Origin of the sequence: Paraburkholderia bryophila (genome assembly GCF_003269035.1) — a bacterium.
Taxonomy (GTDB): Bacteria; Pseudomonadota; Gammaproteobacteria; order Burkholderiales; family Burkholderiaceae; genus Paraburkholderia; species Paraburkholderia bryophila.
The window spans coordinates 172,676-185,723 of the sequence record NZ_QLTK01000001.1; the positions used below are offsets into that span (position 1 = coordinate 172,676).

General features: G+C 65.0%; 10 protein-coding genes. 6 read left to right on the plus strand and 4 right to left on the minus strand.

The window, feature by feature from the left end; genetic code table 11:
- Window positions 1-173: 173 nt before the first annotated feature.
- Window positions 174-2,156: a PAS domain-containing hybrid sensor histidine kinase/response regulator gene (locus BX591_RS00815; protein WP_111928863.1), complete on the minus strand. Its 1,983-nt coding sequence runs from the start codon at window positions 2,154-2,156 to the stop codon at window positions 174-176.
- 215 nt (window positions 2,157-2,371) lie between these two features.
- On the opposite strand from BX591_RS00815, the gene BX591_RS00820 reads away from it, so the two are divergent.
- On the plus strand, window positions 2,372-2,569 hold the full coding sequence (locus BX591_RS00820; RefSeq protein ID WP_111928864.1) for a hypothetical protein: 198 nt from the start codon (window positions 2,372-2,374) through the stop codon (window positions 2,567-2,569).
- 132 nt (window positions 2,570-2,701) lie between these two features.
- Here BX591_RS00820 and BX591_RS00825 read toward each other — a convergent pair whose 3' ends face one another.
- Window positions 2,702-3,751: an NAD(P)/FAD-dependent oxidoreductase gene (locus tag BX591_RS00825; RefSeq protein ID WP_111928865.1), complete on the minus strand. Its 1,050-nt coding sequence runs from the start codon at window positions 3,749-3,751 to the stop codon at window positions 2,702-2,704.
- Window positions 3,752-4,015: 264 nt separating this feature from the next.
- On the opposite strand from BX591_RS00825, the gene BX591_RS00830 reads away from it, so the two are divergent.
- Window positions 4,016-4,453 carry a carboxymuconolactone decarboxylase family protein gene (locus tag BX591_RS00830; RefSeq protein WP_111928866.1) on the plus strand — a complete coding sequence of 146 codons (438 nt, stop codon included), beginning with the start codon at window positions 4,016-4,018 and terminating at the stop codon, window positions 4,451-4,453.
- A gap of 77 nt (window positions 4,454-4,530) precedes the next feature.
- On the opposite strand, the gene BX591_RS00835 is transcribed toward BX591_RS00830, so the two are convergent.
- Window positions 4,531-6,126 (minus strand): methyl-accepting chemotaxis protein, encoded by a 1,596-nt coding sequence (locus tag BX591_RS00835; RefSeq protein WP_111928867.1) that lies wholly within the window; start codon window positions 6,124-6,126, stop codon window positions 4,531-4,533.
- 310 nt (window positions 6,127-6,436) lie between these two features.
- Between BX591_RS00835 and BX591_RS00840 the strand changes: the two genes are divergently transcribed.
- The 3 genes from BX591_RS00840 to BX591_RS00850 all read left to right on the plus strand — a co-directional run bounded on the left by BX591_RS00840 (window position 6,437) and on the right by BX591_RS00850 (window position 10,536).
- Window positions 6,437-8,083 carry a hypothetical protein gene (locus tag BX591_RS00840; RefSeq protein WP_146749710.1) on the plus strand — a complete coding sequence of 549 codons (1,647 nt, stop codon included), beginning with the start codon at window positions 6,437-6,439 and terminating at the stop codon, window positions 8,081-8,083.
- A gap of 156 nt (window positions 8,084-8,239) precedes the next feature.
- Window positions 8,240-9,349, plus strand: coding sequence for a porin (locus BX591_RS00845; RefSeq protein ID WP_111929334.1), 1,110 nt, complete (start codon window positions 8,240-8,242; stop codon window positions 9,347-9,349).
- Between the two features lie 14 nt (window positions 9,350-9,363).
- Entirely contained in the window at window positions 9,364-10,536 is a 1,173-nt protein-coding gene (locus tag BX591_RS00850; protein ID WP_244146909.1) for a nucleoside hydrolase, read from the plus strand.
- A gap of 39 nt (window positions 10,537-10,575) precedes the next feature.
- Here BX591_RS00850 and BX591_RS00855 read toward each other — a convergent pair whose 3' ends face one another.
- Window positions 10,576-11,502, minus strand: coding sequence for a LysR family transcriptional regulator (locus BX591_RS00855; RefSeq protein ID WP_111928869.1), 927 nt, complete (start codon window positions 11,500-11,502; stop codon window positions 10,576-10,578).
- 83 nt (window positions 11,503-11,585) lie between these two features.
- On the opposite strand from BX591_RS00855, the gene BX591_RS00860 reads away from it, so the two are divergent.
- Window positions 11,586-12,944, plus strand: a complete 1,359-nt coding sequence (locus BX591_RS00860; protein ID WP_111928870.1) for an NCS2 family permease — start codon at window positions 11,586-11,588, stop codon at window positions 12,942-12,944.
- Window positions 12,945-13,048: the final 104 nt, after the last annotated feature.

Genomic DNA, 13,048 nt, shown 5'->3' on the forward strand with positions numbered 1-13,048 from the left:
AGCAAGCGACGTGCCGCACGCGCGAGATCCGCGTGGACAGGGTTTTCATTGAGGGGATTGTCCGGGCAGCGCGTGCCCGCAGATGATCCGTTACGAGAGAGCCGCAACGCGTTGTCGGCGAGCCACGCGCCGCGATGAGTGACGACGATTGGCTACGGGCGAATCCCCCACCACTACGACCGAACCCCATCGCGCCGCGCCTCGACCAGCGCCAGCAGATCGTCGAACAGCGCCAGTTCCACCGGCTTCACCAGATGCGCGTCGAAGCCGGCTTCGCGGGTGCGTTCGCGATCGCTCGCATGACCGAAGCCGGTCATGGCGGCGTAGATCGTGTTGCCGAGCTCGGGCATGGCATGCAGCCCGGCGATCGTCGCGAAGCCGTCCATCTTCGGCATCGCCAGATCGATCACCGCGAGATGCGGCGCGAAACGCGGCGCGACGTCGAGCGCCTGCTGCCCTTCGTAGGCGATCCGCACCGTATGGCCCTTGAGTTCGAGCAGCATGGCGAGACTGTCGGCCGAATCCCGATTGTCGTCGACCAGCAGAATACGCAGCGGCGCGACCTCGCTGTTCGCCTCGGTCGGCCCCCAGTCCGCCGCCGTGGACGGCGCGACGGCCAGCGGCAGACTCACGGTAAAGCAGCTGCCGCATCCCACGCCTTCGCTGCTGGCGAGAATGCTGCCGCCATGCATCTCGACCAGCGATTTGCACAGCGTCAAGCCGATCCCGAGCCCGCCTGCGCCAACGGTCTGACTGTCCTTTTCCTGGACGAACAGCTCGAAAATCCGGTCGAGCGAACGCACCGGAATGCCGCACCCCTCGTCGCGCACTTCGAGCACCGCCATGCGATGCTCGATACGCCCCTGCACGTCGACATGGCCACCCACCGGCGAGAATTTCGACGCGTTGTGCAGCAGGTTCTGCAACACCTGCACGAGACGCGTCATGTCGCCGCGCACCACCACCGGATCTTGCGGCAGATGCACGACGACCCGCTGCTCGTGCGCGTCCGTAAACGGCCGCGCGGCTTCGATACCGCGCGCCACGACTTCGGCCAGATCGACATCGGTCAAGCGCAACTCGACTTTGTCCGACATGATCCGGCCGACGTCGAGCAGATCGTCGACCAGCCGCGTCAGATGCGTGACCTGGCGGTCGATCATGTCGCGCGAGCGCGTCAGCGTGGGACTCAGACCGGTCTCGAGCTGCATCACGCCGAGCGCGTTGCGCACCGGCGCGAGCGGATTGCGCAACTCATGCGCGAGGGTCGCGAGAAACGTGCGCATGCGGTCGCCGGAGCGCTCCAGCTCTTCGCGTTGACGCCGCTCGGTCAGATCGCGCGTGACCTTGGCGAAGCCGCGCAGGTGCTTCGTTTCGTCGTACACAGCGGTAATGTTGACGTTGGCCCAGAAGGTCGTGCCGTCCTTGCGCACGCGCCAGCCTTCGTCCTCGACATGACCGATCTGACGGGCGATCGCCAGTTCGCGCGCCGGCTTGCCCGCCGCGACATCTTCGGGCGGATAGAAGGTCGAGAAATGCCGGCCGACGATGTCGTCGCGCGAATAGCCCTTGATACGCGCCGCGCCGGCATTCCAGCTGACCACGTTGCCGTCCGGATCGAGCATGAAGATCGCGTAGTCCTTCACGCTATCCACCAGCAGCCGGAAACGCTCCTCGCTTTGCCGCAACGCTTCCAGATAGGCGCGTTGCGCGCTCAGGTCGCGTGTGATCTTGGCGAAACCCGTGACCTTGCCGTTCGGGTCGCGGATCGCCGTGATCACGACGTTCGACCAGAACGTCGTGCCGTCCTTGCGCACGCGCCAGCCTTCGTCCTCGAAACGGCCGGTCAGCGACGCCTGCTGTAATTCGTACGTAGGCCAGCCGCGCGCCACCGCTTCGGCGGTGTAGAAACGCGAAAAGTGCTCGCCGATGATCTCCGCTTCCGTGTACCCCTTCAGCTTCTGCGCGCCGGCGCTCCAGCTGACGATGTGGCCGGTCGCATCCAGCAGGAAGATCGCATAGTCTTCGATCGCCTGCACCAGCATGCCGTAATCGACGCTCGCGGCCACGCGCTTCGGAGCAGAAGACAGGGACGCAGGCGCGGCCGCTGAGGGTTCATCGTTATCGTCGGCGGGGAAGACTTCGGGAGGGTTCATTTCGGCAAGGAGTGGAAGTGAATCAGCGTCCAAAAGCATACACCGGCAGGCGCTTGCCGCCAGGCTCATGTTTCGCCCGAGGCGGGCGCGACACGACCGCGCGCACGCAGGCGTGCGTCAGGCCCCGCAATTGCTGATCCCGTCCGCACACTCACATTGAAAACCAGGAGCATCCATTGAAACGAGCCTTCACCACCGTTGCCCTCACCGCTGTCATGGCGCTCGCGAACACCGCCGTGCATGCTGAAGGCTGCACCAAGGGCGCCGTCGTGGGCGGCGTGGCCGGCCATGTGGCCGGCGACCATGGCGTAGCCGGGGCGGCGGCCGGCTGCGCGATCGGCCATCACGAAGCGAAGAAAAAGGACAAGGCAGCCAGCGCGGCCGCCGGTGCCAGCCAACCCGCAGGGAAATAAAACGGGCTGAAGGGTCGTCCATACCGAGACCCACAGGTAAAAAAGAGCCGGTCGGAACGTATCGTTCCTACCGGCTTTTTCAATCCGACCACGCCCTGCCCTCCCTCGAACGGCACGGCGCCATCCTGGCGTTCAGCTCGCCGCGCCGAGTTTTTCCGCGAGCTTCGCGTCGTAGCTCGAATGCACGTGCATGCGCTTTTTTTCCGGGTACGCATACGAATACGCCTTGCGCAGCGCCAGCGATGCCTCGTGGAAACCGGACAGAATCAGCTTCTGCTTGTTCGGATAGTTGGCGATGTCGCCGGCCGCGAAAATACCCGGCCGCGAGCTTTCGTAGTTCGACGTATCCACGTCGATGCGGCCGCCGTGAATCGACAGTCCCCATTGCGCGATCGGTCCGAGATCGGCGACGAGACCGTAGAGCGCCACCAGGTGTTCCGCCTCGAGTTGCGTCTCGCCCTCGAGGCCGCGCAACGTGATCGACTTCAACGCGTCGTTTTCGACGCCGAGACCGGCGATCGTGCCGATCACGAAATCCATCTCGCCCGCCTCGACCGCACGCCGCATCAGCTCGACGCTCGAATCGGCCGCGCTGAAACCGTTGCGCCGATGGACCAGCGTGACGCGCCGCGCGACCTTGCGCAGCGCCAGCACCCAGTCGAGCGCCGAATCGCCGCCGCCGGCCACGACCACGGTTTTGTCCGCGAAATCGGCAAGACGCGGCACGCTGTAGTGCACATGGCGCGATTCCAGCGGCACGGCTTCGGCGAGCGCGAGCTTCTGCGGCACGAAAGCGCCGTTGCCCGCGGCCAGCAGAATCGCGGCGACGTCGAACGCGAGGCCGCGTTCGGTGCGCACGGTCCAGCGTCCATCCTCGCGCTGCTCGACCGACTCGACGCGCTGTTCCAGATGAATCGGCGCATTGAACGGCCTGCATTGCGCCGTCAGGCGCTCCACCAGTTCGCGCGCGGTGCACGACGGAATCGCGGGGATATCGTAGATCGGCTTGTCCGGATACAGCTCGATGCATTGACCGCCCACCTTGTCGAGCCCGTCGACAATCTGGCAGGTGAGGCCGAGCACACCCGCTTCGAAAGCGGCAAAAAGCCCCACGGGACCGGCGCCGACAATCAGGACGTCGGCGCGGATCGGCGGCGTGGATGAGTCTGCGGCGGAAGTCATGCGGTCTCTCTATGGAAGGCGATGGCCCACCATACCGAATCGCCCGAAGCGCGGCAACGATGCCATTACGCGCGGTAAGGACGCTCGACGCGGCACGCCGGCCGGCCTCGACCTGTGTTATCGGAGCGTGCGGCGGTCGATACGAAGGCCATCAAAGTGGTTACCTGAAAATAGCCAGAATCGGCCATTTTATAAAGCCAATCAAACGCCTAATCTTCACTCATCGCATCGCCGCATGCGCCCAACCCGACTCAGGAGTGAATCATGGAACAACGCCTCGACTTCTACAAAGCCAATCCCGCTGCCGTCAAAGCCCTGCTCGGCGTCGAGGAACGCATCGGCAAGTCCGCACTCGAAAAACCGCTGGCCGAACTGGTGCGGCTGCGCGCGTCGCAGATCAACGGCTGCGCGTATTGCGTGGACATGCACGTGACCGACGCCCGCAAGGGCGGCGAAACCGAACGCCGTCTCGCGACCGTGGTGGTGTGGCGCGAAACGCCGTTCTTCACCGATCGCGAACGCGCCGCGCTCGAATGGACCGAGGCGCTGACGCTGGTGTCGCACGAGCATGTGCCCGACGCCGTGTGGCAAGCCGTGCGTCCGCACTTCAGCGACGAAGAACTGGTCGATCTGACGCTGCTGGTGTCCGCGATCAATGCATGGAACCGCTTTGCGATTGCGTTCCGCAAGATGCCGGCTTGAGCATGACGGCGTAACGAATCAAGGGAGGCGTAGAGGGAGGCGCAGGCCGGCGCGAATGGTCAGGCCGGCAACCTGCTCTACGCCGTTTGCTCTACTTGCACCGGGCCCGCGCTACGCGCCGTTCGGTCGCTCGCCACCTTGAACGCCGCGGTCAATTCGCTCAATTGCCGCGCCTGATCCGCGAGCGAATTCGCGGTTGCCGCACTCTCCTCGACGAGCGCGGCGTTGTGTTGCGTGACCTCGTCCATCTGCGTGACGGCGAGGCTCACCTGCTGGATCCCGTCGCTCTGCTCTTTCGAGGCCGCCGCGATCTCGCCGACGATCTTCGCCACCCGGCCAATCTCCGTTTCGATCTCCTGCATCGTCGCGCCCGCTTCGTTGACGAGACCGGCGCCGCTCTCTACCCGCGCGGTCGATTCGGCGATCAGCGCGCCGATCTCCTTCGCCGCCGCCGCGGAGCGCTGCGCGAGGCTGCGCACTTCGCCGGCCACCACCGCGAAGCCGCGCCCTTCCTCACCGGCGCGTGCCGCTTCGACGGCCGCATTCAGCGCGAGAATATTGGTCTGGAATGCGATCCCTTCGATCGCGGTAATGATGCCGGTCATCTTCGACGACCCCGCGTGAATCACCCGCATCGTCTCGACCATGCTGCCCACCGAATCGCGTCCGCGCGCGGCCATGACCGACGCGCGCGAAGCCAGTTCGCTCGCGTGATGCGCGTTCTGCGCATTCAACTGCACCGTCGACGTCAACTGCTCCATGGCCGCCGCCGTCTGTTCGAGCGAAGCGGCCTGTTCCTCGGTGCGCTGCGACAGATCGAGATTGCCGGCGGCGATCTGCTGGGTGGACGACGCAATCGAATGTGAACCGGCCCGCACCGTGGTGACGGTCGCGCCGAGCTTGTCCTGCATCGACGCGATGCCGCGCAGCAGCGTCGCCATTTCGTCGTTCGAACGGATCGCGACGCGCGTGGTCAGCTCGCCGGCGGCGATCGCGTCGAACTGGCGCAGCGCGTCGTGCAACGGCGCCATGATCGCGCGCCGCAAGGTGCGCCAACTGATGAACGCCACCGTCAAGCCCACCAGAATGCTGCCGAGGCACGCCGTCAGCAGCGTATGAAACAGTGCCGCCGAGCGCTCGCTCGCGTCGCTCGCCTGCTGGTTCAGATAGTCCTCCAGCGCGCCCTGGCTCATGTTCATTGCGGTGTAGAGGCCGATCAGATGCGCCGCGCGGCTTTCGTCCATCCAGCTCGCGTCGCCACCGCGAATCGCCGCGATCAACTGGTCGATGCCGTCGCGCCGCACGGCGGTGCGTTTGGCGTCGAGGTCGTCGGTGAGACGCTGCAATTCAGGCGTTTTAGGCAGCTCGCGAAACGTGTTCCACCACTTGTCCGACTCGCCGAGCAGCATGCGGGCGCGTTCGAGTTGTGGGTTCAGTTGCGGCGAGTGCGGATTGCTCATCGCCCAATCGAGCCCGAAACGCGCCCGCGACATCGCCGTGCCCGATTTGCCGAGCGCCACCACCGACGCGAAATGCACCGTGTACGCGTCGCGCTGCGCCTGGTTGCTTTCGTTCATGCCCAGAATGCCGAGCGCGCCGGACGCGATCAGCAGTGCGCCCAGAAACGCGATGGTGATCGCGATCCGCAGATGGATGGTCAGGTTCCTGGTCATGGGGTTCTCGTCGCTCTGGCGGGTTGGCGCTCTGGTCTCTTTGGTCGGCGCGTCGGCATGCGTCTGGTGTTCAACGCAGTATGATTGTTCCGTATATGGATCATTGGTCCATATACGGAAAGTATAACGACTCCCCATCGAAGATAAAAAATAAAATCTGCCGAACGTGGGGCCACTGCGACGAGACGCCCGGACGAGGTGGATGCCCACGACAGGCGGCAGAGAACACCTGCCGACATACGGTTGCGTTGGCCCGCGCAGACGCCCTGCGTCGCGGCGGCGCGTTTTCTTTTTCTATCAGAGGCTTCGCATGTCAGTTGTCGCATCCACTCGCAGCAGCTCTCCGGGGCTTTTCGCGCCGCTCGATACGCCCACCGCGCCAACCCGTCCGACGGCCGACGGCGAAGCACCTCCGCGCCAGACGCGGCAATCGCCCCTCGACACGCTGCGATCGCTCCTGCCTACGGCTGGCGGCCGGCACAAGGCAGGCGGCTTGCCGTCGCAATCCGCTATTCCTCACCGGGCGACGGCCCATGCGCTAGGCAGTTTCCAACGCCATGCCGACCTTCACGGCGCCGCGAACTCCGTCACGCGGCACACCGCCGTCAATTCGAAAACGCATCACCGCATCGGCACGCAGGAGCGCTTTGCGCCCACGGCGGCCGGCGCGCCACCGTCGACAGGCAAAACCGCGCCGCGCGGCATCGAGTACGCTCACCTGCTCGCGCGTTACGAGGGTAGCGCTCGCGGCCGGACAGTCCCGAGCGATTCTGGCAACGCCGGTAAGTTCGCCGCCTTGCAAATTGAAACGATGCGGGGCGCCCCTCATGGCGCCGCCAGCTTCGAAGCCGCGCAACCGGCGCTGGGCGCGAAGATAACGGCGCTGCCCGCGCGGGAGCAGGACTACTACCGTGGCGCGCAAGCTGCCTTCGTCGCTCGATACGAGTGCGCGGGCACCAGCGCCGCCCGGGACCAGATCGCGCGACATTTTCAGGCGTTTGCAAAGACGATCGATCACGTTTACCGCCAGACGCACGAAGACCCCGCCAAACGCGTGCGCAGCGAATTCAACCCGCCCTACGGCGCCGCGAATCTGGGCAAAGAGGGAAAACGCGCGAACGCGCTGCTCGAACGCTGCCGCCACCGTTTCGAACGGGCGCAGACGCCGCAGTTGCGCGAAGCCGCGTTCGCCAGAGCCGTTCGCATCAAACACGACATGCAGATGCGGATCGGCGCGCTAGCCGACCACGCGCTCGACGAAACCCGGCAGCGTTGGCAGCAGGCGTGCGCAACGGTTGAACACGCGCTGACCGATGCCGGAGCGCTTCAGTTCGGCGACCCCTACGACCGGGAAATGGCGTTCAGCCGGCTCGAATACTTCGCAAACAAGGTGTTCACGTCGCCGGAAAATGCGCGGGCCTTCAAGGAAATGCAGCAGAAGGATCCGGCGAGGTTCGCAGTCCTCGCGCAGTGGGAGGCGGACGTCCAGAACAGGACGACGTGGGCGCGGCAAAGCATTTCAAGCAATCCTTTCCGGCGCGCCTTTCCGGTTCCGGAGGTGCCGAAAAATTATCTCGACGTCGACGAAAACACACTACCCACGGTACGTTCTGGTCAGTCGCTACTCGATCGATATCAGCTTCTGCGCCGCGACCACGCCAGTGCCCATGAGCTCTACCACGCCGCTTTGCAACGCGGGCCCATCAAAGAGAACTACATTGCGGCGCGCATGCCTCCCGAACCCGATTGGCAGCAGGAACTCGAAGAAGTGGTTTGCCGGCTGTTGCTGGCCCCGGTTCCCTTCGGCGGTGTTCTGGCCGACGAGTTCGGTCCCAAAAGCCCGATGTCCGACGACGTGCGCACCGGTATCAAAGTCGTGTGCGGCCTTCTTGGCCAGAGCGGCCTCGGTCCGCTCCAGAATTTTCCGGAGTACAGCGCCGCCTTGACGCACCGGTGAACGGGAAACCGGCGCCTCTCTCGACACTTTGAATAGATTTAATTTATGGAACCATAAGAAAACAACATTATTTTTATAGCAGCCGGCTTCGTATAGTCGAGTCCAGTTCGAATGCGCCGCACGCTCGGCGCTCTCTCTTTCCGCTACTGGACCACGATGAAACTACTCAAGTTCGCCCCTCTCGCGATCGCCGGCGCGCTCGCCAGCGCCGCGCATGCGCAAAGCAGCGTCACGCTGTATGGCCTGATTTCGGCGGGCGTCGGCTATGCGACGAACCAGGGCGGCAAGAACGCGTGGCAGGCGCTCTCGGGCACCAACCAGAATCCACGCTGGGGCCTCAAGGGCGTCGAAGATCTGGGCGGCGGCACGAGCGCGATTTTCCAGCTGGAAAACGGCTTCAACGTGATGACCGGCAGCGCGTCGCAAAACGGCCGCGAATTCGGCCGTCAGGCGTTCGTGGGACTCGCCAGCAAGCACTACGGCACGCTGACCTTCGGCCGTCAGTACGATACGGTGCACGACTATGTCGGACCGGTGATCATCGCGAGCAACGGCGTGAACATCGGCGATAACGACAACGGCTATAACGACATCCGCGTGCAGAACGCGGTGAAATACGTGACGCCCGACTATCGCGGCCTGAAGGCCACCGCCGAATACGGCTTCAGCAACGCTACCGGCTTCGCCAACAACAACGCCTACAGCTTCGGCGCCGGTTACGAGAACGGCCCGCTGAAATGGAGCGTGGTCTACGCGCAGTACAACAACCCGTATAGCGCCACCAATCAGGACGGCGCGATCTCGAACGACTACGCTTCGTCGCTGCTGATCTTCGCGAAGAGCGCGCTGCATCCGGCCGCGTTCGCGAGCAAACAGCGCATCTTCGGCACGGGGGGGTTCTATACCGTCGGCGCCGCGCAATTCGCCGCGCTGTTCACGGATGTCCGCTACGATTATCTCGACGGTTCGCATCTGCGTTTGCAGAACTACAACCTGAACCTGAACTATCACGTCACGCCCGCGTTCATTCTCGGCGCGGCGTACGCCTTCACCGACGGCAAATACGACGTGATCAACACGAGGCCCAAATGGCATCAGGTCAATCTGCAGGCCGACTACTTCCTGTCGAAACGCACGGACATCGCACTGACGGTGATCGCGCAGCAGGCGGCGGGCGACGCGCAGCACGCGCAGATCTTTGCCTACGCGCAATCCACCGGCATCCGGCAGATGATTACCACGGTCGGCATGCGCCACGTGTTCTGACGCCGGAAACGACCATGACGACAATCTTTGATCCGGCCGCGCCGATCGATCCGATCGCTCCCGCACAGCCGCGCCGCAAGTTTCTGCGCACGGCGATGGGGCTGGCCGCAGGGGCATCGGCGTGGCCGATGCTGGCGGGTGCGGTTGAGCCGACAGCGATGACAGCGCAAACGACGCCTTCGAATCAAGGCGCCAATACTGATGCCGCCGCTTCGTCCAACACCGCCACGACCCAGGACAACGCCCGCCGCAGCGTGATCATCGACTGCGATCCGGGCCAGGACGACGCGATCGCGATCCTTTTCGCGCTTGGCGCCGGCGACCGGCTCGACGTGCGCGCGATCACCACGGTGGCCGGCAACGTGCCGCTCGATCTGACCGAACGTAACGCGCGCATCGTCCGCGACTGGGCCGGGCGCACGCATTCGCTGCCGGTCTATGCGGGCTGCCCGCGCCCGCTCACGCGCGAACTGATTACGGCCGCCAACGTGCACGGCAAGACCGGCCTCGACGGCGTGCCCTTGCACGAACCGCTGGCGCCGCTCGCGCCGCAACACGCGGTGGCGTTTCTGATCGAGACCTTGCGCGCGGCGCCGCCGCATAGCGTGACGCTCTGCGCGCTCGGCCCGCTGACCAATCTGGCCACCGCGTTGATCGAAGCACCCGAGATCCGCAACGGCATTCGCGACATCGTGCTGATGGGCGGCGCGTTTTTCGAGCGCGGCAATATCACGCCGGCCGCGGAATTCAATATCTATGTCGATCCGCAAGCCGCGCAGGTGGTGTTCGCGAGCGGCGTGCCGATCGTCGTGCTGCCACGCGACGTGGCAGTGAAAGCGCCGATCACGCCGGCGCGCATCGCGCCGATTCGCGCGCTCGGCAACCGTTGCGCGACGCTGGCGGCCGACATCATGGCTGCGGAAGTCGCCTATCAGAAGGGTCGCCGCGGCGTCGAGTCCGCGCCGATGTACGACCCGTGCGCGACCGGTTATCTGATCGAGCCGTCGTTGTTCAGGGGGCGCGAGGTCAACGTGATGATCGAGACCGTCGGCGAATGGACGTTCGGCGAAACCGTGGTGGACTGGAGCGGCCACAGCGGACGCAAGCCGAACGCGACGTGGATCACCGAGGTGGACGCGGACGGTTTTTACGCCGCGCTGCGTTCACGGCTCGCGACACTGCCCTGAGCGGACGCGCGGCGACTCATGCAGCCCCCACGCCCGCTCTCAGATATGCGCGACGATCCACTCGCGGCACGCCCGCACGTGCGGGCCGCGATCGTCGCCGTCGAGCGAGATCAATGCGATCGAGCGGGTCACGCGCGGTTTGTCGAGACGCAGCGCGACCAGCTCGGCGTCGTGCAGATGCATCGTGTAGAGACTCGGCAGCACGGCAATCGCCAGACGGTTGCGCACCAGTTCGTACAACGGCTCGGTGTATTCGACCCGATAGGCGACGTTGAGCTGCAAGCCTTCCGCGCCGCCGGTGCGCTGCAACGCCTCGCTGACGCTGCCGCGCACGAACGCGGCGAGGTCGCGCCCCACCAGCTTCGCCCAGGCGAGGCTTTTCTTCTGCGCGAGCGGATCGTCGCGCCGTACGACCACCACGATCTGATCCTCGAACAGATCCTGATAGCGCAACGCGGCGTCGCCGTCGCGTTCGGCGGCGGGCGCGTCGGGCTCGTGCACGCCGACGCCGAAGTCGGCCGCGCCCTGGCGCACCGCGTCGAGCAACGCGGTGTTCGGCATGTCGTTCAGCGTGAAGCGCAGCGACGGCTGTTGCGCGCGCAACGAAGCGAGCGCGGGCAGCAGGCGCGCCGCAGCCGACGGAATCAGCCCGATGCGCACCGTCTGCACGCGTTCGGCGAAGGTGCTCGCCATGTCGTCGAACGTGCCGCGCGCCTGGTTGAGCAGGCGTTCGGCGAGCGGCAGCACGCTGGCGCCCGCATGCGTGAGCGTCAGGCGATGCGCGGAGCGCGCGAACAGCGGCCCGCCCAGCAGAAATTCGATCTGCCGGATCGCCGCGGTCAGCGCCGGCTGCGTCAACGCGAGCGACTGCGCGGCCTGCGTGAAGCTGCGCGCATGCGCGAGCGTCACGAAGTACTGGATTTGCCGCAGCGTGAGCGCGGGCAGCAGGGACGAACGGTCGGTCATGGTGAGCGAAGCAGCGACGCAATGCGCAGCAGTATAAATGGCACGATTAAAGGATGAATCAATTGGTCAATAACGAATCTTCAATGCCCGAAGCACCGCACGCCGCACCGCCTGTCCCCACCCCGGCGAGCAGCAGTTGGCTCGAACGGCGCTTCGCGCTCGGCGAGCGCAAGACCAGCGTACGGATCGAAACCATCGCCGGTATCACGTCGTTTCTTGCGGCCGCTTATCTGCTGGTGGTGATTCCTTCGCTTCTCGCGGCAGGCGGCATGGATCGCGGCGCCGCCACCACCGCGACGATTCTCGTATTCGTGCTGAGCACGGTGCTGATGGCGCTGTACGCGAACCTGCCGTTTCTGGTTGGACCCGGCATCGGCGGCTCGGTGATTCTGGGGGTGACGCTCGCGGGCGAGCATGTCGCGTGGCAAACGGGTCTCGGCATTGCGTGCGTGTCCGGCGTGCTGTTCCTGATCCTGACCGTGGTCGGCGCACGCAGTCTCGTGATGCGATTGATTCCGGCGCAGATCAAGCTCGGGCTCGGCGCGTCGATCGGTTTGTTCATCGCGGTACTCGGTTTCCGTAACGCAGGCATGGTGATCGCCAACGCAAAGACCAATGCGCTCGCGCTCGGCGATTTCTCGCGGCCGGGCACGCTGGTCGCATTGATCGGACTCGGCGCGGCCGTGGTGCTGCAAGGCCGCCGTGTGCCCGGCGCGATTCTGTGGGCGATCCTGATCGCGGCCGGCGCGGGTGTGCCGCTCGGCGTCACGCATCTGCCCGCGTCGTTCCTCGCCTGGCCGCACAGCATCGCGCCGATCGCGTTCAAGGTCGACCTCGCCAGCGCGTTGAGCGTGGCGTCGATTCCGTATCTGTTCGTGTTCTTCGCGGCGGAGTTTTTCTCGACGCTCGGCACCACGCTCGCGGTCGGCGCCAAGGCCGATCTGCTCGACGAAAACGCCAATCTGCCCAATATCAACCGGCCGTTTCTGGTCGACTCGATCGCGGCGACGCTCGGACCCGTGTTCGGTATTCCGGCGCTGACCGCGCTGGTGGAATCGGCGGCGGGCGTCGAAGCGGGTGGCCGCAGCGGTTTGTCATCGCTCGCCGCGGCCGCGATGTTCGCGCTGATGCTGCTGTTCGTGCCGGTCGCGCTGGCGATTCCGAAAGAAGCGACCGCGCCGGCGCTGATCCTGATCGGCCTGTCGATGTTCAGCACGATCCGTCACGCGCATTTCGACGACTTCACCGACTCGCTGCCGGTGCTCTCGATGGTCCTGCTCACGCTGATGTCGAACAGTTTCGGCACCGGCATTGCGGGCGGCCTGCTCTGCTATGTGCTCGTCAAGCTGCTCGCCGGACGGTTCCGCGAGGTGCCGTGGGGTCTGTATGTACTGGCCGTGCCGCTGGGCTATTACTTCTACACCGTGGTCAAACCGCACTAAGCCTGCTTGAAACCGCTTTGACGCTGCCTTAACGCCTCACCTGACGCCGCGTACGTTTTCCAGCCTTTGCATTCGCACTACACTCAGTTTTGCGCACTACCAAA

Coding starts and splice junctions, on each gene's coding strand:
- BX591_RS00815 (WP_111928863.1), bottom strand. CDS start 2,156: ATGAACCCTCCCGAAGTCTTCCCCGCCGACGATAACGATGAACCCTCA.
- BX591_RS00820 (WP_111928864.1), top strand. CDS start 2,372: ATGGCGCTCGCGAACACCGCCGTGCATGCTGAAGGCTGCACCAAGGGC.
- BX591_RS00825 (WP_111928865.1), bottom strand. CDS start 3,751: ATGACTTCCGCCGCAGACTCATCCACGCCGCCGATCCGCGCCGACGTC.
- BX591_RS00830 (WP_111928866.1), top strand. CDS start 4,016: ATGGAACAACGCCTCGACTTCTACAAAGCCAATCCCGCTGCCGTCAAA.
- BX591_RS00835 (WP_111928867.1), bottom strand. CDS start 6,126: ATGACCAGGAACCTGACCATCCATCTGCGGATCGCGATCACCATCGCG.
- BX591_RS00840 (WP_146749710.1), top strand. CDS start 6,437: ATGTCAGTTGTCGCATCCACTCGCAGCAGCTCTCCGGGGCTTTTCGCG.
- BX591_RS00845 (WP_111929334.1), top strand. CDS start 8,240: ATGAAACTACTCAAGTTCGCCCCTCTCGCGATCGCCGGCGCGCTCGCC.
- BX591_RS00850 (WP_244146909.1), top strand. CDS start 9,364: ATGACGACAATCTTTGATCCGGCCGCGCCGATCGATCCGATCGCTCCC.
- BX591_RS00855 (WP_111928869.1), bottom strand. CDS start 11,502: ATGACCGACCGTTCGTCCCTGCTGCCCGCGCTCACGCTGCGGCAAATC.
- BX591_RS00860 (WP_111928870.1), top strand. CDS start 11,586: ATGCCCGAAGCACCGCACGCCGCACCGCCTGTCCCCACCCCGGCGAGC.